At 55.6% G+C, this 23,379-nt stretch carries 20 protein-coding genes, 1 tRNA gene and 2 pseudogenes; 12 read left to right on the top strand and 11 right to left on the bottom strand.

What is annotated here, in order from left to right; genetic code table 11:
- Positions 1-57 precede the first annotated feature (57 nt).
- From B723_RS17045 to B723_RS17020, 6 genes are all read left to right on the top strand, one after another.
- The gene (locus B723_RS17045) at positions 58-759 is read left to right on the top strand and encodes a VIT1/CCC1 transporter family protein (RefSeq protein ID WP_017337841.1); all 702 of its coding nucleotides are present in this window, start codon (positions 58-60) and stop codon (positions 757-759) included.
- Between the two features lie 340 nt (positions 760-1,099).
- Positions 1,100-1,495, top strand: coding sequence for a hypothetical protein (locus B723_RS17040; RefSeq protein ID WP_017337840.1), 396 nt, complete (start codon positions 1,100-1,102; stop codon positions 1,493-1,495).
- A 101-nt stretch (positions 1,496-1,596) separates the two neighbouring features.
- Entirely contained in the window at positions 1,597-1,896 is a 300-nt protein-coding gene (locus tag B723_RS17035) for a hypothetical protein (protein ID WP_017337839.1), read from the top strand.
- 132 nt (positions 1,897-2,028) lie between these two features.
- A complete protein-coding gene (locus tag B723_RS17030) occupies positions 2,029-3,108 on the top strand; it encodes an ArsO family NAD(P)H-dependent flavin-containing monooxygenase (RefSeq protein WP_017337838.1) in 1,080 nt (359 codons plus the stop codon).
- Between the two features lie 26 nt (positions 3,109-3,134).
- Positions 3,135-4,172, top strand: coding sequence for a permease (locus tag B723_RS17025; protein WP_017337837.1), 1,038 nt, complete (start codon positions 3,135-3,137; stop codon positions 4,170-4,172).
- Positions 4,173-4,191: 19 nt separating this feature from the next.
- Positions 4,192-4,428 carry a thioredoxin family protein gene (locus B723_RS17020; RefSeq protein ID WP_017337836.1) on the top strand — a complete coding sequence of 79 codons (237 nt, stop codon included), beginning with the start codon at positions 4,192-4,194 and terminating at the stop codon, positions 4,426-4,428.
- Between the two features lie 582 nt (positions 4,429-5,010).
- Here B723_RS17020 and B723_RS17015 read toward each other — a convergent pair.
- The 4 genes and pseudogenes from B723_RS17015 to B723_RS34120 form a co-directional block, all read right to left on the bottom strand.
- Positions 5,011-6,147, bottom strand: a complete 1,137-nt coding sequence (locus B723_RS17015) for a nickel/cobalt efflux protein RcnA (RefSeq protein WP_017337835.1) — start codon at positions 6,145-6,147, stop codon at positions 5,011-5,013.
- 7 nt (positions 6,148-6,154) lie between these two features.
- Positions 6,155-6,454, bottom strand: a complete 300-nt coding sequence (locus tag B723_RS17010; RefSeq protein ID WP_017337834.1) for a metal-sensing transcriptional repressor — start codon at positions 6,452-6,454, stop codon at positions 6,155-6,157.
- A gap of 107 nt (positions 6,455-6,561) precedes the next feature.
- A complete protein-coding gene (locus B723_RS34125) occupies positions 6,562-7,002 on the bottom strand; it encodes a phage antirepressor KilAC domain-containing protein (RefSeq protein ID WP_425311820.1) in 441 nt (146 codons plus the stop codon).
- Positions 7,003-7,201: 199 nt separating this feature from the next.
- Positions 7,202-7,330 (bottom strand): annotated as a pseudogene (locus B723_RS34120) (Rha family transcriptional regulator); the annotation flags it as partial.
- A 207-nt stretch (positions 7,331-7,537) separates the two neighbouring features.
- Between B723_RS34120 and B723_RS16985 the strand changes: the two are divergent.
- Positions 7,538-8,760, top strand: a protein-coding gene (locus tag B723_RS16985) for an IS3 family transposase (protein WP_416739011.1) whose coding sequence is annotated in 2 segments (ribosomal slippage) — positions 7,538-7,889 and positions 7,889-8,760 — 1,224 coding nt in all. Because the reading frame shifts where the segments join, the coding sequence is not laid out codon by codon here.
- A gap of 121 nt (positions 8,761-8,881) precedes the next feature.
- Positions 8,882-9,394 (top strand): annotated as a pseudogene (locus tag B723_RS16980) (integrase); the annotation flags it as partial.
- A gap of 89 nt (positions 9,395-9,483) precedes the next feature.
- On the opposite strand, the gene B723_RS33320 reads toward B723_RS16980, so the two are convergent.
- Positions 9,484-9,558 (bottom strand) — tRNA-Ser (locus B723_RS33320).
- Between the two features lie 132 nt (positions 9,559-9,690).
- Here B723_RS33320 and B723_RS33675 point away from each other — a divergent pair.
- Together B723_RS33675 and B723_RS16975 are read left to right on the top strand one after the other, a co-directional pair.
- On the top strand, positions 9,691-10,071 hold the full coding sequence (locus tag B723_RS33675; protein WP_238588284.1) for an Arm DNA-binding domain-containing protein: 381 nt from the start codon (positions 9,691-9,693) through the stop codon (positions 10,069-10,071).
- Positions 10,072-10,169: 98 nt separating this feature from the next.
- Positions 10,170-11,063: a tyrosine-type recombinase/integrase gene (locus tag B723_RS16975; protein ID WP_238588283.1), complete on the top strand. Its 894-nt coding sequence runs from the start codon at positions 10,170-10,172 to the stop codon at positions 11,061-11,063.
- Between the two features lie 541 nt (positions 11,064-11,604).
- Here the strand turns inward: B723_RS16975 and B723_RS16970 are convergent.
- The 4 genes from B723_RS16970 to B723_RS16950 form a co-directional block, all read right to left on the bottom strand.
- Positions 11,605-14,148 carry an AAA family ATPase gene (locus tag B723_RS16970; RefSeq protein WP_017337828.1) on the bottom strand — a complete coding sequence of 848 codons (2,544 nt, stop codon included), beginning with the start codon at positions 14,146-14,148 and terminating at the stop codon, positions 11,605-11,607.
- Between the two features lie 9 nt (positions 14,149-14,157).
- A complete protein-coding gene (locus B723_RS16965; protein WP_144425243.1) occupies positions 14,158-15,423 on the bottom strand; it encodes a DUF1269 domain-containing protein in 1,266 nt (421 codons plus the stop codon).
- Positions 15,424-15,796: 373 nt separating this feature from the next.
- Positions 15,797-16,849 carry an ADP-ribosylglycohydrolase family protein gene (locus B723_RS16955; RefSeq protein ID WP_017337825.1) on the bottom strand — a complete coding sequence of 351 codons (1,053 nt, stop codon included), beginning with the start codon at positions 16,847-16,849 and terminating at the stop codon, positions 15,797-15,799.
- 10 nt (positions 16,850-16,859) lie between these two features.
- The gene (locus B723_RS16950) at positions 16,860-17,117 is read right to left on the bottom strand and encodes a hypothetical protein (protein WP_017337824.1); all 258 of its coding nucleotides are present in this window, start codon (positions 17,115-17,117) and stop codon (positions 16,860-16,862) included.
- Positions 17,118-17,236: 119 nt separating this feature from the next.
- Here B723_RS16950 and B723_RS16945 point away from each other — a divergent pair, with 119 nt between their 5' ends.
- A complete protein-coding gene (locus B723_RS16945) occupies positions 17,237-18,112 on the top strand; it encodes a WYL domain-containing protein (RefSeq protein WP_017337823.1) in 876 nt (291 codons plus the stop codon).
- A gap of 49 nt (positions 18,113-18,161) precedes the next feature.
- Here B723_RS16945 and B723_RS16940 read toward each other — a convergent pair whose 3' ends face one another.
- Both B723_RS16940 and B723_RS16935 read right to left on the bottom strand, forming a co-directional pair.
- On the bottom strand, positions 18,162-18,830 hold the full coding sequence (locus B723_RS16940) for an ankyrin repeat domain-containing protein (protein WP_017337822.1): 669 nt from the start codon (positions 18,828-18,830) through the stop codon (positions 18,162-18,164).
- Positions 18,831-18,875: 45 nt separating this feature from the next.
- Complete coding sequence (locus B723_RS16935; protein ID WP_031318681.1) at positions 18,876-22,277, bottom strand: TM0106 family RecB-like putative nuclease; 3,402 nt, start codon at positions 22,275-22,277, stop codon at positions 18,876-18,878.
- A 377-nt stretch (positions 22,278-22,654) separates the two neighbouring features.
- On the opposite strand from B723_RS16935, the gene B723_RS16930 reads away from it, so the two are divergent.
- Positions 22,655-23,302 (top strand): HEPN domain-containing protein, encoded by a 648-nt coding sequence (locus B723_RS16930; protein ID WP_017337820.1) that lies wholly within the window; start codon positions 22,655-22,657, stop codon positions 23,300-23,302.
- Positions 23,303-23,379 lie beyond the last annotated feature (77 nt).

Raw genomic sequence — 23,379 nt, 5'->3', positions numbered from 1 at the left:
GCCCGCTCGGAACCCGTCCGACGTGGACCGCCTAATGACAGGGAATCCCTTTAAACAATGAAATTCATGCACAGGCACACCGAGGCACACAGAAGCGATCGTATCGGCTGGCTGCGCGCCGCTGTCCTGGGTGCCAACGATGGGATTGTCTCTACCGCCAGCCTGCTGATCGGCGTCGCTGCCGCCAACGCCAGCCATGCCACGTTGCTGGTCACAGGAATGGCGGGGTTGATGGCCGGGGCCATGTCCATGGCCGCTGGCGAGTACATTTCCGTGCACTCCCAGGCCGATACCGAGCGGGCCGATCTGTCCCGCGAACGGGCAGAATTGGCAAGCGACCCGAAAGCCGAACACCTTGAACTTGCGAACATCTATATGCATCGCGGCGTGTCACCTGAACTGGCGCATCAGGTGGCCGATCAATTGATGGCCCACGACGCGCTGGGCTCTCACGCCCGGGACGAACTGGGCATCAGCGCCACCCTCACCGCCAAACCCTTGCAGGCCGCCCTCGCCTCGGCCGCCAGCTTTGTGGTGGGCGCCGCATTGCCACTGGCGGTGACGCTTGTTGCTCCGGAGCACAGCGTGGTGCCCTGGATATCGGGCATGTCATTGGTGTTTCTCGGGATATTGGGTGCCATTGCTGCCAGGGCCGGCGGGGCCAAGGTCATGACCGGAGCCTGGCGGGTGACCCTCTGGGGTGCGCTGGCCATGGGCATGACGGCGCTGGTGGGATCGCTGTTCGGAGCAGTGGTTTAGTAAGGCGCACGCTCTCGAAACGCAAACGGAGGGCTTGGAGGTTGTTGGTTCTTGCCGATCTGCGCCCCCCTCTTGCTCAGCCTTTCCAGAAACTACGTGCGACCGAACAGCCGGCGAGGACGGCCTGTATCCAAGAAAGCTGAGTTTAATTTTGCCGAGATAAATCGACTCGGAGGGAATGCACTCACCGAATCATGACCACAGCAACACCTGCTTGCCGAGCAACAGCCTTGCTGCCCAAGCCTACCGAAAAACCACTTACCTGATTGAAGTCAACTCTGCGACTGCCTGGATGTCTACACTGGAACTATGAGGGACTAACAAGCCCGTGGAGCACGTCATGTATTGGTTCCGTCATCACTACCGCAATCTTTTGCGACTCACCCTAGGGGTGTGGGTGTTGGCTGTGATCGTGACGGTATTTCACGGCTGCCTGGTGCAGCCGCAGCACAGCCTGAGTTCAACGCACGAGACGCCTTCCACGCTGCAACAGGTGGATGAACATGCGCTGCATGCCAGCGGCTGTCTTAAGCATTGTGCCGATGCAGCAAAGGCGATCAGTCCCACATCGCAGATACCGACACTGGATCTCGCCAGTTTAGCGCTTGCGTTGCTGCTACCTGCGATGATGCTGCTTAACTCCGCTCAAACAATAATCTTCGCTGCACTCGCACTGAAGCGCCCCGCTCCATCGGGGCCACCCGCCCGCCTTATATTCGTCCGCTTCAACGATTAATTCGCCTTTCAGGGCGGCCACACCGTGGCCGCTCTGCTTCATTGCGCCGATTCGGCGCGGCTTAGTAGTTCCTACCTATCTCTAAATACCCGGAGTTCACCATGCAAACACAATTGAAACTGGTTCTTGCCGCCATTTTGGCCAGCAGCGTCTTCATGGCTTCTGCCGAAGATGAGCATCACCCAGCCGACGCACCTGCCAGCGCAACGGCTGCCAGCGCACCGTCCGAGTCGGCGATGAATAAAGCGATGAGCGAGCAAATGCAGAAAATGCAGAAAATGCAGAAAATGCAGGCCGCTCATGACAAAGCCGCCGCTGCGAAGACGCCAGCCGAACGGCAAGCCGCTATGCAAGAGGGCATGAAAATGATGAATAAATCCTGGCAGTCAAACCTGCTCTAAAATGCTTTTTTCAGCACCTCGGCCTATTTCCGTCGGCCACACAGAATCCTCAACCTATGAGCTAGATCAGTTGGGTTCAAACCTGGGTCGCTATACTGGCTACCGCCCCAGCATCGACTCAAGGTTTTTCCCATGACTCTTTCGCCCAGTGACCAACGAGATGTAGTGATTATCGGTGGGGGGCAGTCAGCCTTGGCGGTAGCGTATTTCCTGCGCCGAACTCAACTTTCGTTCGTTATCCTCGACGCAGAGGAAGAGCCCGGTGGTGCCTGGCGGCATGGCTGGAATTCGCTGCGCTTGTTCTCTCCGGCCACCTGGAGTTCGATACCAGGCTGGATGATGCCGCCCGCCCAAGAAGGCTATCCAACGCGAAATCATGTAATCGACTATCTCAACCAATATGAGCAGCGCTACCAGTTTCCGGTGGAGCGCCCGGTTCGGGTCGTTTCTGTGGAACGCTTAGAGTCTGGCTTGCGAGTACGTTCTGACGGCAAGTATTGGGATGCCAAGGTTGTAATCAGCGCCACCGGCACCTGGAGCAATCCGTATATCCCTCACTACCCTGATGCCGAGTTGTTCGCCGGTCGGCAATTGCATTCCGCGAACTATGTCGATGCACAAGCCTTTGCTGGCAAGAAGGTTTTGGTGGTGGGTGGCGGCAATTCAGGAGCGCAGATTTTGGCAGAAGTATCCAAGGTCGCCGAGACCACTTGGGTAACCCCTGTCGAACCGGTGTTTTTGCCTGACGAAGTGGATGGACGAGTACTGTTCGAGCGCGCCACCCAGCGCTTGAAGGCCCAGCAGGAGGGGCGTGTCATTGACCAGCCCGTCGGCGGGTTGGGGGACATTGTCATGGTGCCACCAGTTGCAGAAGCCCGTGAGCGTGATGCTCTCAAGTCTGTACGCCCCTTTGCACGCTTCACTCGCGATGGTGTGATGTGGGCCGATGGATCTGAATCCGCAGTGGATGTGGTGATCTGGTGTACCGGGTTCAGGCCCGCACTTCAGCATCTTGATTCGTTGGGGGTGATCGACACTGAAGGTCGTGTTGAGGTGGACGGCACTCACTCGATCCAGGAACCAAGACTATGGCTGGTGGGCTATGGCGAGTGGACAGGTTCGGCTTCCGCCACACTGATCGGTGTAACGCGCACAGCACGCAGCACAGTCAATGAGATCGCGACCTATCTTGGCGATCCGTCCGTGGCCTAGTGCCCTACATCCCAGGAGTAGAGGACATGAATGAAACGATCATGCGCTGGCCGGAGCGCAATCCCCGCCTGTTTTTAGCGGTAGCAGCGCTTGTCTGGTTCGGATTGTATGAAGCCCTGATACCTGTTTCAGAGGCTGTGGTCGCAGCGCTTCCTGTTGATCGCAACAGCCACTTGGGAGGTGCCTTACAGTTTTTTTTCTACGACACGCCCAAGGTGCTGATGCTGTTGACCGGCATCGTGTTCTTGATGGGCATGATCAATTCCCACTTCACGCCTGAACGCACCCGCGCAATGTTGGCAGGGCGAAGCGAGGGCATGGCCAATGTCATGGCGGCCACTCTCGGTGTGTTTACCCCATTTTGCTCGTGCTCAGCCGTTCCTCTGTTTATAGGTTTTGTTCAAGCTGGAGTACCCCTGGGGGTGACTTTCTCATTCCTCATTTCTGCACCCATGGTGAACGAGGTAGCGCTGACACTGTTGCTTGGCCTGTTCGGCTGGAAAGTTGCATTGCTGTACCTCAGCCTGGGGTTGTTTATTGCGATTGTTGCCGGCTGGGTCATTGGGCGTCTGAAAATGGAGGCCTATCTGGAAGACTGGGTCCGTGATATGCCCAAGATCCAGGCAACCGCCGGGGACACGAGTATGCCGCTGTATGAGCGGATAAATGCCGGGTTCAGCAGCGTGCGTGAAATCGTCGGAAAAGTGTGGCCTTACATCCTTGCCGGTATTGCCATTGGCGCAGGCATTCACGGGTATGTGCCTGAGGATTTCATGGCCAGCTTCATGGGCAAGGAAGCCTGGTGGTCAGTTCCGCTCGCGGTTCTTATCGGCATCCCCATGTATACCAATGCGGCAGGCATCATCCCCATTGTGCAGGCACTGCTCGCAAAGGGCGCAGCGCTGGGCACTGTGCTGGCCTTTATGATGAGTGTCATCGCTCTATCCCTTCCGGAAATGGTGATCTTGCGCAAGGTGTTGAAAGTGCGCCTGATAGCCACCTTCATTGGGGTCGTCGCCGTCGGCATTCTGATCGTTGGTTACGTCTTCAACTTCGCTTTGTAATCCACCTACCGAGGTTTTTATGAAAGACATCAAGGTTCTGGGCACCGGTTGTGCAAAATGTAAATCGACAGTAGCCATCATCGAACAGGTGGCGAGTGCGAAAGGCGTCCCCGTTAAGCTGGAAAAAATCGAAGACATGCAACAGATCGTCGGCTACGGAGTGATGTCCACGCCCAGCGTCGTGATTGATGGAAAAGTCGTTCACTCAGGGGGCATCCCGAGCCGTGAGAAGGTTGAAGAATGGCTCAGCGCTTGAGACAAAGGCCTCTGCACACCCAACCAGACTCGGTGGTGAGAGACCTGACTGCCCTTCTCCGACAATGACGCGGCGTTTCTTTCGACGGCAGCCGCTGCGGCAGCTCTGGCGAGGGTGCCTATAGAAACCCTCAACAGCCAGTGCTTTTGCATCAGCCTTGATAAAGACGTCCTCTACGAAACTCTGGAGTCGACGCTCTCGGGCAGCCAGGTTTGTTTGAGCTTGCGCAGCAACGCTGCCCTCATCTATTCGCAGCCCATCCAGTCTTCATCGCACCGGCCCACCTGCATCGTATGGCGCAGGTAGTGCGCGCGGTCGAAGCAGTTGTTTCACTCCGAGCTTACCGTGAGGAAGTGCTGGCTCACTCTCCTGCTATCGCACGACATGATCCGGGTGGGATCAAGGGAGTGTTCTTTGGGGATGACTTTCATGTCACTGAGAACAATTTCGGCCTGATTGAGATCAACACCAATGCTGGTGGGGCAATGCTCAATGCCGTGTTGTCACGAGCGCAGCAATCGCTCAATGGAGCGCCAGGAACAGCCCCAGGTAGCTGGAGCGTTCAAACACCCACGCGTCACCTTATGCGTTCAGGCCAATCCAGCCATGAACGCCCACGTAAAGGCCAACACCGATGATCAGTACGCTGGACAGGTAAGGTGCACGACGAGCCACGGTGCCCAACCACGGCCAACGGTTGGAAGCCTGTTTAGCACCAATAGCTGCCGCAGCACCGACAGTGACCAAGGTGATCGCCAAACCGATGCTGAAGCACAAGACGAGCATGCCTCCCAGTGCCACCTCTTTAACCTGAAGGCATAGCAACAGCACGGTGATGGCCGCCGGACACGGAATCAGGCCACCCGTCAGACCGAACATGACGATTTGGCCGGTGGTGACTTCGCGGTTGGTGAAGCGTTTACGGATATCGTTGGCATGAGCACGTTCATGCGCATCCTGATAGCCATCAATCGACAGCTCCAGGCCTTCCAGTTCGGAATGCGCGTGCCCGTGATCATGCTCCTGGTACTCCAGGTCGTAATCATGGGAGTGACCTGCATGCCCAAGACTCAACCGCGCACTGAACTCATGAGGCTCTGGAATATCGACCGCCGACTCCAGGAAACCTTCGCGCTCGACGAATGAAAACGTTTGAGTGCTGCCGTCTGGACGGGTAGTGGTCAGACGAACGTCTGAAGCAAGCCACGCATGCCCGGTCAATGCCTTCAAGCGCCAGTGCGGTGGCATGCCCTCTTCAAAGATCGACAGTTCGATGTGGCCATGGCCGGTATCGATGCGATGGGTTTCATCGTGATGACCATGGTCATGCTCGCCGTGATGGTGATCATCCTCTTGCTCGAACTTGAACATCTGCTCGCCACGCCAGGTACGCCACAGCATCCAAAATGCAATCACAATGATCAGCGCGGAAGACGCAAGCTGGAAGTAAGGCTCAGTGGTTTGAGCATCCAGGCCTTTGCCCAGGTACATGCCACCGATGGCGACCAACCACACCACTGCGGTGTGCGACAGCGTCGCGGCCAAACCCAATAAAACGGCCTGTTTGACCGAGCCCCGGATGGCGACGATGAAGGCCGCCATCATGGTTTTTGAATGGCCCGGTTCCAGGCCATGCAAAGCACCGAGCAGGATGGCGCTCGGGAAATACAGCCAGGCGTGTGAACCGCCCTGTTGCAAGAGTTCAGCAAAGTTGGGCATGTCAGACCTAGAGGTACTTGGTGATTTGCTTGAAGGCTTCCAGTGGCGCGCGCTCGCCATTGTTCAATGCCGAGACGGTGTCCTCCAGGCAGTGATCGATGTGATCCTGAATGAGTGTGCGCTTGGCTTGGCATACCGCTTTTTCAACTGCATGCAGCTGCTGGGCGATGTCCACGCACTGACGACCCTCTTCGATCATGGTGATGATGCCGCGTAAATGGCCGTCCGCCCGTTTGAGGCGTTTGATGATCGCCTCATGACTTTGGTGAGTGTGGGGATGGTTGTGTTCGTGATCGTGCTCACTCATGACTTGAGCCTCAGGCCTCAAATTACGCTGGCATCCTATCCCCCCTAGGGGGATCTGGTCAAACGAAGGAAAGCCCTATAAAACGAATTGAAACCCGAATGCCGTGTTCAGCAGAACACTGACAACGACGGTGGTAATCGCGCTTGTTCTCGCCATGCTTGTGGCCTGGGCCGGGTATACCTATACCTTGTCAGTGACGTCGAAACAGCCAGCCTGCGAGATTGCGCAAGACGCCCATCACGCCCATGAACTGCAAGCCGAAATGTCGGGTGCGGGCTGCTCGGATCAGCGAGCGTGACCATGCCCGAACGGGTGACCATGACTTGCTCGACGACCTTGATGTCCTGCCCTTCCCCACCGCCGACCTTGACCAGCTTGTGCTTGAGCCAGCCGGTGTTCAGGCGCGGTTGGTACGCAACCCAGCTCGAACGAGCGGTACGGCGATGAATCCAGCGGTTCTGGTTCAGCCAGGCGAATAGATTGGTTGGGCGAATGCCGAGAAGCTGGGCGGCCGTGGCGATGCAAACGTCGCCTTGTGATTTGGCCAAGCGCTGCAGTGCTTCGACCTTTCGGCGCTTGCTTGGCGATGACCTGCTGAAGCTGGAGATTCTCTTCGGGTTGCAAGGCGGCGAACCGCAGAGCCTCGGGAAGAATTTGCGGGATCGTGACAACCTGTCGTGACACGTTTTCTAGTTCGTGCAAACGTGTCACGACACGGTATCGAAGTGGCGCGCTGTACCCGGAAAGCAGCGTGATGACCAGATCCTGACCCAGCACGTACTCGGTCTGCTGACGGTTCAGGCCATCGAGATAAATGCGTCCAAAAGTGGACGCATCGAAACCAAGGTCGCCGAGCATGCGTTTCGTGTCGCGCATGACGTGCTGATGCTGCTTGCCGGTGAGATCAGCAATCTCCCGGCTCGACATGGTGACCGTATTGCCTGGAGCGACGATCGTGTTCTTAATGGCTCCACTGTGTTGTACACGTTGTTGAAAAAGCCGCCCTGCCAGGCGGTTTTTTTATGTCTGGTGTCCCGTCCTGAATAAGGTTTACACCTTCTGACTTCTTTTCAGGAAGGTGCAATGGATACGGGCACGAAGCGCAGTCAGCGTGATTACACACTGGCTTTTAAATTATCGGTTGTCCACCAGGTCGAAAAAGGCGAGTTGAGTTATAAAGAGGCTCAGCGGCGCTATGGGATTCAGGGTCGGTCGACGGTGCTGGTTTGGTTACGCAAACATGGTCGCCAGGACTGGAGCCAAGGCGCCTCCATTCGTTCCCAGAGGATCAGACCTATGGACGAGCCAACCTTGCCACTGACTCCCGAGCAAAGAATCAAAGAACTCGAAGAACAACTGGCGCTGGCAACTCAGAAAGCCCAATTCTTTGAAGCCGTGGTCGATGTTCTGAAAAATGACTACGGCGTATCTGTCGTAAAAAAGCGACCCGGCAAGTCGTTGCGCAAACCCAAACCCTGAGTGTCAGCAGGGCTTGCCAATTTATGGGAATAAGCCGTCAGGCCTATTACAAACGCAACCGGGTCTACAGGGCTCGGGCCGACCAGGATCAGCAGCTCATAACGTTTGTAGAGAAGGTCCGTGTTCGCCAACCGTGCATCGGCACTCGCAAGCTGCATTCGATGATGCATGAGCAGCGTGAGCAACAGGAGCTCCATGTTGGCCGGGATCGTTTGTTCGCGGTTTTGCGGGAAAGCCGCCAGTTGGTCCGCAGAAAACGGGCGTATCACAAGACGACCGACAGCCATCATCGCTTCCGCCGACACCCCAATCTGCTGAAACCAAGCCCGGAACAAATAGTCGCTACCGGCCCAGAACAGGTCTGGGTGGCCGATATTACGTACCTGCCTACCCGTGATGGCGTTGCCTATTTGAGTTTAGTGACGGATGTCTTTTCGAGAAAAATAGTCGGCTATCACGTGCATGAAAGTCTGCACACCGACTCCGTGGTGCAAGCCTTTCGAATGGCTTTGAAGCGACGTCGAAGCGTTCAGAAACTAGTCCATCACTCGGATCGAGGCGCCCAGTACTGCTCGGCCCTTTATCAAGAAATGCACGCAAAGCATGGCATCACTTGCTCGATGACCGACGGCTACGACTGCTACCAAAACGCCTTGGCAGAGCGGGTCAACGGCATCTTGAAAACAGAGTTCTTGATCCACCGACCTGCGGATTTTGCGCAGGCCACACAGATGGTGCGAGAGGCCGTCACGATCTACAACCAGGAGCGGCCGCACCTCTCTTTAAAATACAAAACGCCCGATGCGGTGCATCGGGCGTTAGGGTGAAACAGGTGTAAACCTATTTCAGGACTAGACATGGGATTCAGGCAGCCTACAGCGATTCGCGCAGAACCTGCAGCGCGTCGATTGCTTCAAGAATTGCTTTCTCGCCCTGGGCTTTTTCGTGCTGGCCCTGATCACCGCGCAACGCCGAACCGACATCCTTGATATGCGCTTTCGGGAGGGATTCCTGTACGTCGTGCAGAAGAAGACGGCCAAGGCCAGTGACGCGGCATGGATTCGCTTTCGGGTGACGCCGGAACTCCAAGCAGTCATCAGTCGGTGCCGTGACGATGTTGTCTCGCCGTACCTAGTGCACCGCAAGCCCGATCGCCTGAAACAGAGACAGGCACAGACCAAGGACCACTGGACGAAGGTTGAAGAGCGATATTTGACTCGAGCGTTCAAGGAAGCCCGGGAGGCTGCGGAATGCTACAAGGGATGGAAGGAAGAAGAGATGCCGGGCTTCCAGGAAGTGCGAGCGCTGTCGCTGTATCTCTACAAGAAAGCCGGAAAGGATGGGCAGAAAATTGCGGGGCATGCGAGCGAGGGCATGACCAAAAACTACCAGCGAGACCACGAGGAAATCATCTGGTCCGAGGCCATTCCGGACCTGAATATCAGTGAAATCACCGGGTAGTTTTGCGCCAGTTTTGCGCGGGTTTTGCGCAGGCACAAAAAAGCCGATCTATCTGATCGGCTTAACTGCCTGATTTTACTCAGTAAATATGGTCGGGACGGAGTGATTCGAACACTCGACCCCTAGCACCCCATAAAGGTGAATTACAATCCAGCAACGTCCTGCAAGATCCAAGCCCCCCCTCATAACACTCTGAAAATATTGATTTTACCCGCTACCACTGTCCATTAGCATCCGCTAACACCCCCCTAAAGCCCATCTCAATTCACTACCAATTCACTACCAAGAGCAAGCACATGGCCAACATTACAGACAAGGCAATGAAGGCCAAGCCTGGCCAAACTCATAAATGGATGAGTGAAGTCGCGATTTGGGGCCATGGATCACTTCTGGCCCGCATAACGCCATCGGGTGACCGCCTTTTCTACTTCCAATACACCAATGAGACAGGCAAGAGATACGCTCTACCAATCGGAACTTATGGTGCCGGGGATGATTCCGCAACAATGACTCTTTCGGATGCACGACAAAGAGCAATGGAATTGGCCAGTCTTCATAAAACAGGCATCAAAAACATCCGTGAGCACCTTGAGTCCAAAGAAACTGCACGTATCGCTGCCCGCAACGCCGAGCTAGCACGGTTAGACGCGGAGAGAGCCACTGCAGAAACGAGCTAGCCCGCCAGGCATCCCGCAAGAGCGTTACCGAGCTGTTTGAACACTGGGCCAAGATCGACTTGATCAATCGCAAAGATGGCGGCGCAGAAGTGCGTCGAATGTTTGAAAAAGACGTATTGCCCTTTCTAGGCCAATTAGCCGTAGCGGACGTGAAAAAAGGCCATATCACAGAAGTAACTGACACCATGCTTGCAAGAGGCGTCAACCGTGCTGCAAAAATAGCCTTCTCCCTGATGCGCCAGATGTTCAGATTCGCAGTAGACCGTGACCTCATAGAACACGATCCCAGCGCTAGTATCCGAAAAGCAAAAATTGGCGGTAAAGACGTCGAACGCGACCGCGTTTTGACTGATGATGAAATTCGTAGCCTTGCGAAGAAAGCTCCAGGGGCGGGACTTCTAATGACGACAGAAGCTGCAATCTGGATTGCACTTTCCACCTGCTGCCGCATCGGTGAACTACTAAATAGTCGTTGGGAGCATGTGGATCTCAAGCAGCGCACTTGGCTAATTCCTGCTGACCACAGCAAGAATGGCAAGCCGCATACTGTTTTCCTGTCAAACTTCGCTGTAAGTCAGTTCGAGCGGGTTCAGAGCATTAATAGCAGGTCGGCCTGGTGCTACCCAAATACCGATAACCGTGGTCCAGTCAACTCCAAGACCGTGACCAAACAGCTAGGTGACCGTCAACGCGAGCCTGAGCAAGGAACAATGAGCCGACGCAGTGCTAAAGCTCAAAGTCTGCTGCTTCCGGGTGGTAAATGGACTCCTCACGACCTTCGTCGCACAGGCGCAACGTTAATGACCGCACTGGGAGTAATACCTGAAGTGGCGGAGCGCTGCCTGAATCATACTGAAGACAATAAAGTGAAGCGGATCTACCAGCGACATAGCTATACAGTCGAAATGACTGCCGCATGGAACCTACTAGGCGAATACCTTGAGATGCTCACGAACACAAAGGCTACAGATATAAACCCGCAAACGGCCTAATTAAAAACGCTTCAGTCACACTTTACAGCAATGAACATCCCATCATGGAGACCAAGCCATGTCATTGCAGGGTTGAGGACATCAAGTCGCCGCCCCGCCCCTCGTCAGACGCTTGCCCGTTGGCCAAAGGCAATGCCTGCAAACCCTAAAGGTGAGTGAATGTGGTGATCGGCGAAGATGTCCAACTTGGCAGCTTACCTGTAACTCCTATGCTCACACTGTCCGATAGACTTCCCTTGGCTAACGCAGGGCGGCCATTGGCACGACCCCCATCACTAATGTTTTCTGGATCCAGGTCCTGTACGCTGCTCAGCTGCAGCTGGGGCTACCTTCATCAAAGGCCTTGGCAGCCGACTTGCAGAGATAGTTCGCTCAGCGAAAGGAAGCAGCCAATTTTCCCATGTCGTCACGACGTAGGCAGCAGGATGGATGCGTGGCACCGCGACCAGCTCTTGACCGCTTCCAGCGTCAAGCACAAGGTCGCCTCCAGACAGTTGAGCACTGCAGGACGATTGAGGGTTATTAGGATACCGACAGGCAATCATTTTTCATTCATAGCTCGAATAATGCCACCCCATATACCTCCACCCGCAATACCTCCAGCAACCGACATACTCCCATTCAGATGCCTATTTTCCATTGCTTGTTTTTTCAGCTTAAACTTTTTCGCCTCATCCAGGCATAGACCAGGGTTGTTTGACAGCGATACCTTTACACTTGGGTAGGTGTCTTCAGCCAAGATTTCCTGAGTTGCTTTGGCCAAATGAGGGTTATTGGCCAGGCTCATTCTTACGTTGTGGTCCGAATCGTTGGCAAGCCTTGTTTGCACTTCCTTAGTGAGCTTGGGATGTGAGGTGAGAATTATTTTCAACTCCGCATTAGCATTTTTCAGCAGTAGTAGCTGCTCACTCCCTGTCAACTCTGGCCGTTTGGCGAAGGCCTGTTTGATGCTGCTTCCACCATGCTCAAGGAGCTCGGATTTTACACTGTTGGCAAGCGATGGATTCGAAACCAGGGCGGCGCCAACTGAAGTCCCTTTGTCTACGGCAAGCTTAAGCTGTAGTTTTTCAGGCAATATAGGGTTGCCAGCCAGTTTTTCTCTTACTGCGGTATTTGTATCCGCCACCAACTTCTCCAGTGTTTGTTCGAAAAGTGCCCTGTTGCTTGCCAAACGCTGACGAACGAGCGCATCGCTATCGGCTGCCAGCTTCTGCTGCAGCGTCACGCCTTTCGCCCGACTTGCCAGCTTGGTACGCAGCTCTTTGGCAAGGGTGCCGTCATTGATCTGGCGAATTAGCAAATCTTCCGGCGCATTGCCGTTCAAGCAGGCCAGTTCGAGCAGCTCGAGATCGTACAGAGGGCTGTTCTGGGGAATGTTGATACGGATCGACAGCAAGCGTTCCGGGCAGCGTGGGTTTTCATAAACGGCCTTGATCACACTGCGTTGTGGATCCATTGCAAGCTTCTCTAACTGATCATCCGGACAATCAGGATTACTCGCTACCTCCTCACGTTTCACCTGGTTAGGGTCGGCAGCCATCTTGATCATCTGTGCCACGCTGAGCCCCTGATACTCGGAGGCCGGGCGCAACTTTAGTTTCTCGAACAACTCTTCGTACTTGCCGACCTGACCGCGCAGGGTTTCGCGCAGAGGGATGGTGGACTGAATCGCGTCTTCCAACAGCTTCTGAGTCAACGAGCTGCCGCCAATGAAGGCATTGGCCAAGGCTTCGTTGACCGCATTCTCGATGTCGGCACCGCAGTAATCGCGGCACAGCTTTACAAGCGTCGATATCTCCAGATCGGCAACCTTCTGGCGCGACTTGCCCAAATGAATCTTCAGGATGCTTTCCCGCTCCACGGCATTGGGAAAGCCAACATAAAAAATCTCGTCGAAACGCCCTTTGCGCAGCAGCTCCGGCGGCAAAGCGCTGATGTCATTGGCGGTGGCGATAACGAACACCGCGCCGGTCTTTTCCTGCATCCAGGTAAGGAAGTAGCCGAGCAGGCGCGCAGTCACCTCCGAGGCATTACCGCCGCCCATACCAACAAAAGCCTTTTCCAGCTCATCGACCCAGAGAATACAAGGGCTGACGGTTTCGGCCATGCTCAACGCGCGGCGCATGTTGTGCTCGCTTTCGCCGACATACTTACCAAGTAACGAGCCGATATCCAGACGCAACAAGGGCAACTGGAAAAGGCTGGCGGCGACCTTAGCTGTCAGCGACTTACCACAACCGGGCATGCCGACGATCAGTACCCCCTTGGGCGCCTTGACTCCCTGTTTAATGGCCTCGTCCAGCCGACGGATAATGGTGGCGCGCTGCTCCAGCCAATGTTTCAGGTTCTCCAGTCCTCCGATATCGCTCAACTTTACATCGACGCCGACCATCTCCAGCACACCACTCTTAGCGATGATTTGTTCCTTCTCGTGGAGGATCATCTGCAATGCCTTTTCATCCAGCGTCTCGGTCTGCCGCCCCACCATCCTTAGCAACTGGCCTATTTCGCTTCCGGTCAGCCCACTCAGCCCAGAAATCGCCAGATCGTTCAAATTGTCCGGCACGGCCAATAGCCCATTGCTCTCGGCCTGAACCAACATGGCCTTGATTTCCTTGCGGTCGGGAAGCGGTAAGGAAAGCAAGGTGACCTGGGCTTCAATCGGGGCCGGGATACAGACCGCCTCCGAGACCAGGATGACCGAGCATTCGCCAGCGTGATGACGCTCGATCAAGTTCAGCAGCTGCTTGAGGCGGGCGATCGCGAGTGTGTTGTGCTCCAAGGCAAGTCGGGCACCCTTGATCACGATCAGCGACTGTTCCAGGTCCGCGTCCAGCAACGCCAGCAGCGCGTGCTCCAGCTCGGTTTTACCGGACTCGGGATTGCCCAAGGGGCGTTTGTTGTCAAAGTCGACCCAGCCATGCCCCAGGTTCCACTCGTGGATACGCTTGAGCCCGAGTGTATCCTGAAGTCGGATCAGCAACTGATCGACACGGGCCTCTTCGGCGGACTGGATATAGATGGCGGGAGCGCCAGCCATGAAATGCTCCTCCAGCTTTATTTCGAAATTCTTTTTGCTATCCATGAAAGAGCCTCAGCCAAAAATAGAGTTAAACGCGCCTTTGAAAACATCTACTACGGCCGAGCCAATCTCTTTAATGGTTTCCGCCACTTTCCGAACCACCTTGCTGGCAACCTCGACAATCTTCCTGCCACCCTTTTCAATAAGCGTGCCCACCGCCTTTCCCGCTAAACGACCGGCAATGCCGCCAACAAGACCACCAACAGCTGTACCTCCAGGACCAAAAACGGAACCTAACGCAGCTCCCCATTGGGCGCCCAGTTGGGTGCCTTTCTGTTCGACTGCTTGCGCCAGCGACCGAGCGGCCACCATGGTTGTCTGCTCGATGGCATTGATTGCGGTATCGGCGAGGATGTCGCCCTGCCCCAGCTTATACAGCGCCTTGGCACGCTCCAGGCCGGTATAGGTAGTAGTCGCGATCACCTCAGCTGGTGTATCGCGGAAAAAACTCAGCCAACCGCTTTTGGCAGCAATCACCACGCCACCGGAAACGGCAACCTGCGCACCGATATGCTGGGTCGACTTCAGCGAACTGTCGAAAAATTCCTGTAGGGCCACGCTGGTCGGTGCGTTTTCATGGCCACGCATCCAGTTCCAGGTGCGCTGCCCGAGGATACGGGCACCGTGGTAGGAAGCATTCAGGGCCGCATTGAGCAATGCCTGGTTGTTGATATCCTTGGCAATGGCCAGACGGGAGTTTTCGTCCCAGATAGTCGGTTGCTTTTCCGTAGCGACTGTCGTACCGCCAATGGCGACGCCGGTCGGTACAGTGGTGTGGCGAATATCCGGCTTGAGTGTCTGCGCCAGCGATACGTTGGCCGACGCCAGCATGTCCTGCACTTGTCCGGCGTACTCGTCCAGATTCAGACCGGGATTGTCCTGAGCGTCCTGTTCCAGCTCCTTGGCCAGCCAATTAGCCGTACTTTTCCCCTTATCGAGGTGTCGTTGCAATGACTCTTTATGCCGATTGGTACGCGTGATCGAGTCGATGAGCGTGCGCGCGACACTTTCGACTTCGGCGTTGTTTTCCCACAAATGCGGATACTTGTTAAATTCCTGCGTGAGCCACTGATCCAGTGGCATCTCATGGCGATGCTGGTCGTAGGAACGAATGAAGCTCCAGATGACCTCGACAGCCTTGGGCGCACTACCGGAGTCAGCGAATGCGACTTGGCTCAGCAGATCTGCTTGACGCTCGTGCTCGTGCTCGTGCTCGCTTTCATCGTTAAGCATTGGTTCAGAGACGTTCGACGTAGAAAATCCGTTTGATTGGCTCATTGCAGAGTGTCCTTGGGAGGTCAGCAGGGTGACAAAAGGTAAAGAATGATACCCGGCAAAGTGCCTATGGTCGCGCGAATAAATGGCCTTTTGCCATGGCGCGACTCCGCCCAGGTATCACTGGACAATGCACTTAAAGACGCAGAAGCAACTCTGCTAATGTCCGCTCAACCCACCCCGCATCGCGCATCTTCAACGATTCGCACCCGCATTTCGGGCACTGCTTGAACCACTCACCCGGTCCCAGCGCATCACTCCGGGGGGCCACCGTTTTCTTCCAACCGCATTCACCACACACAAACGTAAATGGCCTGGGCTTTATAGGCATCGCAGCTCTCCTGAAAATTATCCATAGTCGTCTCCATCAGCGCTCTCAGCCAGCGGGATACGCCAGCTCGATCTGCAGATCGAACTCTCCGCCATACCCACAGTACTCACGCGGAACGCGATCAATGTCCTCCGCGATTTGCACAATTACTTCGCGCAACTCCAATTGCTCGAACCACCGGGCAGGAATCGCCGCAGCACCATACTGAGCACCCAACAAGTGTCCGGCGATGAGCCCGGTGCTGTCGCTATCGCCACTGTGATTCACCGCCGTGATCACGCCCTCTTCGAACGAACGCGCTGCCAGGGCGCACCACAAGCCGATAGCCAGCGTTTCTTCGGCGACCCATCCGCCACCGAGCTCGCCTATTCGTTGCGGAGTGGGCTGGTAGCCCTCGTAAAAGTAGAAAAGTACGCGCTCAATGAGGCTCCGTGTTTCTTCCATACCCGGCGTTTGTCCATATTTGGCCAAGCTCTGAGTAACCGCGTGCTCCAAGCTATCTTGCCGATCGACAATGCGCTGGAGAATATCGGCAAACAACCCGGCCGCCAGGTAGCCCGTAGGATGTCCGTGAGTCAGGCGTCCTGACTGGGCAGCGTAGTCAAAGGCGTTTGCAAAAAAGGCGCAGGGCGCAACGCGCATCAAGGCGCCACAGCCTTTGCTGTTGTTCTCGGCAACCGCGCCCAGCCGCGGACTGGCCTTGAGTGCACCTAGGCAAGTAGTGCCAGGGGCACGCCGAGACCAGAGCTCCGATTGCTTGATCAGCCAGCCGTCCACGCCGATCGGCATCGCCGTAGGATAGTCCTGGGTTATCAGCCAGCGCAGCAACGAATGGTGAATAATGCTGGGGACGTGGCAAGGCCCTCTTGAGCTGCCGCACACATAAGCCCGCAGCAAGCCTTCTGCGGTGAAAAGCATCATCTGCGTGTCGTCGGTAATGGCGCCGGTGGTACCGAACGCAGGGGCAAAATCAACGATACCTTGCGGACCGAACTTAGCTTCAATTGCAGACCACTCGAGAAACTCCACTGGTGCGCCTAGCGCATCTCCGACAGCGCCGCCGAGCAGGCAACCCTTGATCCGTTCAAGTCTGTTCATGTCCTTTCCCTCATCCCTCCGCAGGGATCAATTCCTGCAGAATCACCAGCTTTCTTTGCAGTTGCTGGACGTGCTCTTTCTCGGCTCGCAACGCCGAACGCAGTTCGCGGTTTTCCATTTCCCAGATCCGCACCCAGCGCAGATTTTTTTGGCAGCCCATAGCCATCTGCCAGAGCTCACGCAATCTCAGACACTGATGCAGTAACACCAGCAGGATTGCTCCCATCATCAGTAATGCACCCGTCGAAACCGCTTCCGACATACTCATGTCCACTTCCTTTCGTGACTTCAATTCATTTTGAAGACAGACACACGATATGTAGTGTTTAACGACGGGTCTAGAATGTAGACTTATACAGGTAAAGAATTCGCGCACATGGAGAGGGTATGAAACGCAAGCAGTCCATCGAACAGGTCCGCTGGGATCTGGCACTTCGCTATCGCTTGATTGAGACCGTTGCCTGGTGGGAGGGCCGATTGACCACGGGACACTTGATGCAGAGCTTCGGCATCAGCCGTCAGCAGGCGTCCAAGGACATCAACACCTACATCACAGAACATGCGCCTAAAAATCTTACATATGACAAAAAAATAAAAGGCTACGTGCCCAGCAAGACGTTCAAGCCGCTGTTCATCGACGACAGCGCCAGCGCCTATTTGCACCTGCTTTACCAGAACAACGAACGCGCCCCGCACATCGATGGGCTAGCCCTCGCCTACGCCCACACCAAGGTGCTGGAAGTCCCGGATCGCCCGATTCGACCGGAGGTCCTGCGCCCATTGCTCAAGGCCTGTCGCGATGGCCTGCGCTTGGAAACCGAGTATGTGTCGCTCAACACCCCTAACGTGGAAATTCGCCTTATAGCCCCGCACACGCTGGTCTACACCGGTATGCGCTGGCACGTTCGTGCTTACTGCGAGAAGAATGGTCAGTTCCGCGACTTTGTGCTCAGCCGACTGCGAGGCCAGCCGGATCTGCTCGACGAATCGCCAAATACTCGTGAGCTGGATGACGACTGGAACACCGAGATACCGGTCATCTTTGCAGCCGATGGGCGATTGAACGCGGCACAGAAGTCAATCATCGAAACCGACTTCGGTATGATTGATGGGCAGCTCGTGGTGCCCAGTCGCAGGGCGCTGGTGAAGTACGTATTGCAACGCTATCAGATCGACCCGAGAAACCAGGCTACTAACCCCGAGGCACAGCAAATCGTGGCAACCAACCTCAAGGAGTTGCGCCCGTGGCTCATGCATGACTGATCCTCAATCCTTTGGGCGAAGGCGTGTGCCCCGAGTCGATCGCTGTCTGTCAGGCGTTTCGACTCGGCAACATCCATGTCCACCCGGCCGACATCTCGTGCCAGAGACGCGCAGCGCTGATGCAGTTGTTGATCTCCCGGATCAGCAGTTGCTCAGCGATGTCGTTATGGCCATAGAGGATGGCCAGATTTCGAGCGGTATTGCCCTCGTTGTTCTTCGCGTTCATATCAAGTTCGAACATATTGTAGTTATCAGTGAAGTACTTGACGGCCTTGAGGTGGCCGTTTATTGCGAGCCAATGGATAGGCGTATTTCCGCCCACATCACGATGGTTGAGACTCCCGCCTAGCCGGAAACGCGTTTCAAGAGTTTTTATTTTTCCCTGCCTGGCGGGAAGATGCATGTATTTATCGTGCGGCATGAAGCTGCCGAGGCCTTTCCAGTCCCGCAGTTGCTTGTCCCCCAAGGCACCGAGTGCCTCCAGCTTCTCGATCAGGGCGATTCGGTTCAGCCGATAGGCGATGTCCAGTGGGGTGTCCCCCACAAGATTCCGGTCATTGAACGCCAGCGGATCAAACGACGACAGATACTGCGTATTGTCGAGAAGCACTGACGCGTGCCAGTCCCCCAAGCCGAGCCCCTCCATGTCATCAACGCAAAAGCTCGTCGAGGCCAAAGCCTTCTGCAGCAGAGGAAGCAAAGCGGGCGTGTATGGCATTACTGTCTTCCCTGTTGCGGATAGATGACAAAACCCTTGATGGCACTACTCACACCGGGCGAGAGCATTGGCAGCCGTCCCGTACCTGACAGCCATGCACAAACCGTTGACCAGGCTCATGTCGTGCGGAGTCAGGCAGCGTATGGCAGTTAGATCGGGGCTGGCGACGATACAGGCCAGCGATTTCGCCCGGCTGACGGCCACATTCAAGCGATTTTTCGAGTACAGGAAGCCAATGTCTCTGGGCAAATAGTCTTCATTCGAGGTCGCCATCGATACGATGACAATCTCCGCTTCCTGCCCCTGAAACTTATCCACAGTACCGACACGAGCGCCCGCTGGCAGCACCTGTTTCAACAACTGCACTTGCAGGTTATAGGGAGCGACTACCAGGATGTTTTCGATGCACATCGCATGATCGACACCCTTGTTATCCACATAACGCTGCCGCAAGAAGTACGCAAAAAGCGCTTTGACTTGCGCCGCTTCTTCGTCCGAACTCTGGCTGTTGCCATCGTGCGTCACAGGGCAAAACATTAGCCCGCTCTTCGGCACCTCAGGTCGCTGGCCATCCAGTAACAACACCCGTCGCTCGGTGCCTGGCGCCGAAGAAAGTTGCCCTTCGTACACGGCTTGCGAAATGAACGAGCACACGTTGGGGTGCATCCGCCAGGTTTGCGCCAGGAACACGCCGCGATCAGGTGCGATAGTAGGCGTGCCGTCCAGCAGATAGTCGAGGATGGAATCCCCTGAGCGGCCCGGATGCACGCCTTGCACCGGCTGCGACAATTGCATTTGGTCGCCCATCAAGACGATGTTGCGCGCAGCCAGGCCCATCGTGACCAGGTTCGCCACACTCACCTGACCAGCCTCGTCGATGAACAGATAATCCAGTTGCTCGGTAAAGGTGTCATCGGCGAATAGCCAGGCGGTGCCGGCCGTCAAGTCAATGTTCGGCCCCCAGGCATCGAGGAACTGCTGTTTTTCCTCGATGGAACGGATGCAGCGGCCGGTGAACTCGGTGCCTTCGCCCTCCGAAGATTTTTTCAATCCCGTGAAAGTGCACCCCTCTTCCTGCGCACGAGTTTCAACGGCAGCCAGCAGGTTATTTATGGCGTGGTGCGAGTTTGAAGTTACGCCGATGCGCTTGCCCGCCTTGAGCAAATCAACGATGACGTGCGAGCCGGTGTAGGTCTTGCCGGCACCGGGCGGCCCCTGAATAAAAAGCACGCTGTTTTCGAGGTTTCGCACCACCTGCTTGATGGCATCAATCGAAGGCAGACTTGAATCAAGCAGTGGTGCACCCGACTTGACGCCCTTCACCCGCGGAGCGCGTCGATGCAGAAAGTCCGCAACCGCCTGGAAGCGCTGTTCGCCGGCCAAGAGGCTGTCGGCATAACGGAACAACGCCTTGCGCAGCGAAGTAGACGGGATCGGCCTCCCGGGAATCATGTCGAAGTAATCAGGCGGTGCATTTCTCTCGGTAGCCTTGAATGTCGCCAGACCGTTGTCATGGTCCAGATTAACCAGCTGTACGCTGGCCAGGGACTCGGTGATGACGCCCTGAGAACCTGTACGCATTTTGGTTTCTTGAGGTTCGAAACTGTACTCATACAGATAAGACCGATTGATCGGTTTTGGCAGTGTTTTTGTACGCTGCAATCCGGCCAGACTCTCGATATCTTCCAGCAGTTCTTCGGTTGTCATGTCCTGACGGCTGAACAGCTGCCACCACGTCGGCTTATCTGCGCGGCGGTGGAAGTCGAGCAACTGGAAGGTGAGCAACGTGACCTGATCCTCGTCACACATGGCCTCTTCGTCGGTGCACATACCCCCCAGCAAACGATCGCGATAATCTTCCAGGCGAATCTCAATCTCTTTTTGCTCCGCCATGGATTTCTCGCTTTCGGCTTCAGACCCGAGAAAAGCGCCTGCATCCGACGGCTTGATTTCCAACAGCCACTTACGCAGAAGATAGGTGGATAGCACATCGTCTTCGTTGTATCGCTCGATCTGCTCAAGCAACTTCGATTCGCCGGTCTCTTTCCACCGCTCATAAAACACGATGCTCGCGCCGGCATTGGTGACGTCGCCGCCGCGCTGATCCATGTAAAAGTGCTCGATATTCTTGATCGAGTAGCTGGGTTCGGACACCCGGATCGCTTCGCGCACAACCTTGTACAGATCGATCAGCTTGCCGTTGCGCAGCAACCAGTCCACTTGTGCTTCACGCGTCCCGTGCTGGCTCATCAGGCGCTTGATGGCCGTCTCTTCATAGCTGGCGTAGTGGTAAATATGTGCGTCGGGGTAACGCTTGAGATGGCCAATGACCCAGTCGATGAATTGCTCGAAGGCGACCTTTTCTTCTTCCCGGGTATGCGCCCAGAACGGTTTGAAGGTTCGCTGCCCATCCTCGTCGATGTAAAGCCCGAAGAGGTATTCCAGCCCACCCTCTTCCAGCGGATTGCCCTCCATGTCGAAGAACAGATCACCGTCGACCGCCTTGGGCATCCGATGGAAACCACGCCGTTCACCCAAGACAGGCAGGAGCTCGAACAACGGGACATCACTGGAGCGCCCCTTGAACTGCAACCGCGCCTGATGTCGCAACTTGCTCAACGACTCTGTCTGCAATTTCGGGATGCGCAGCTCGTCGGGACTGTCCGCCAGCTGGTGCAATGTGGTCACGCCGGCACTCTGTAACTTCTTGATTTGCGAACGGCTGATTCCCGCTACCGCCGAGAGGTGATCGTCCTGCTGTCGTTGTTCGTCGCAGCGATCACGCCAGGCGCAGAACCCACAATGCCCGCACGGTTCGGGGTAGGTGACTGGCGGTTCGGCACTGTTCACGAACGCATCGAAACGCTGCAGCACATGTTCCAGATAATCGGCGTAGTCGGTCACCCGAAATGCCTGCTCGGTACGCGCAGCATCACCGAGTACGACGTACATGAACTGTGGCTGTACGCTCTGGATCGAGATCAGCATTCGCGAGTAAAGCGCAACCTGCACAAGAAACTTGGCCGTGGCCGTTTTCGCCAGCTTGGTGTCGATCACCTCATAGCTGTGGTCGCCCAGCGCCGACTCTCGCGGCACCTTGCGCAGGAAGTCGGCATGGCCAATAAAGGCGCCTTCCTGAAGCGACGCCTGAAAGATGATATCGGCGCCGGCCTTCATGGCCTGGATGGTAAGTTCCACCCGGCGCGCGAAACTCGGATTGCCCTCGGCAATGTCGACTACGTTGGCATTTTCGCTTTTGAGCCGCTCGAAAAAGGCCGCCTCGTGGGCCAAGCCCTTGTCCTGTATCAGTCGGTTCTGATCGCTTGCCGCGGCTTTTTCCATAGGCATGACAAGGTTCTGAAGGTCTAGCGCCGTCAGGTGCTGGCACTCAAGAAAACCGCAAATATCTGAGGCAGAGTACAGCTGAATTCCGTTTCGGGTTTGCATGGTCGCTTCCAGTCCGGTGAAGCGTCCAGGAACGCTTCACGCTGATTAAATGTCGTGTGTGAGTCAGGCGTCGAGCGAACATCCGCGAAAAAACTGCTACAAACCAAGCTATAAAGGACTCAGTTACAGGTTGAGCCAGGAACTGTTCGCGCTTGATGCAGACCACCTTGCGGGTAATATCGAATGGCCATACCCTAAGTAAAAACACAGCCTCCGTCCATGTTGTTTGTCCGTACAGGTAAACAAATGGAGCAGGTTCTCAGGCTCTAGATCGATACTTCTCAACCCACGCCAGGGCTTAATCAAAAAACACGTAAAGTTTTCAGACGCTTCCAATTTATTTGCGTACTGCCCACGACCTCAAGGATCGGCCCCCCATGGACCATCAAGCACTCAAGACCCGTCATCGCCAGGAACGCGAAAGCCATCATCCCAACCTCACCTTGCGTGTTCATCGCGCGCTGAGTTGGCTCAATCGTGCCGAGCAAGCTGACGATGTCGACGGGCGCTTTATCTTCCTGTGGATCGCCTTCAACTCCGCCTACGCCACCGATATTGACGAGCAATACCGCCTTTCCGAGCAGTCCACATTCAAGGCGTTCCTGGACAAACTGTGCGCGCTCGACACTGCCAACCTGATCGAAAATCTGGTCTGGTCGGAGTTCTCTGGCAGCATTCGCGCGCTACTGGACAACCCCTATGTGTTCCAGAGTTTCTGGGATAACCAGAACGGCAAGATCAGCGAACAACAATGGACCGAGCGCTTTGCCAGCGGTCGGCGAGCAGCACAGCAAGCCTTGGCCAACCGCAATACCCCAGCAGTACTCGGTGTTCTGTTCAATCGAATTTATACATTGCGTAATCAGGTAATGCATGGGGGCGCAACCTGGAACAGCAGTGTGAATCGAGATCAGTTGCGCGACTGCTCGAACCTTCTCGGCAAGCTGGTGCCGGTGATTATTTTGCTGATGCTAGATAACCCGGAAACGCTATGGGGTGATGCCTGTTATCCAGTGGTTGCTTAGGAAAAACCACAAAGATCCTACTTTGATCACCATGGCCCGTCTGAACCAGCCGGGCCATGGTCACTATCGACTCGTTC

This window comes from Pseudomonas fluorescens NCIMB 11764 (genome assembly GCF_000293885.2).
Lineage (GTDB): Bacteria > Pseudomonadota > Gammaproteobacteria > Pseudomonadales > Pseudomonadaceae > Aquipseudomonas > Aquipseudomonas fluorescens_B.
The sequence above is the reverse complement of the archived record's forward strand: the minus strand, read 5'-3'. Positions and strand labels throughout refer to the sequence as shown.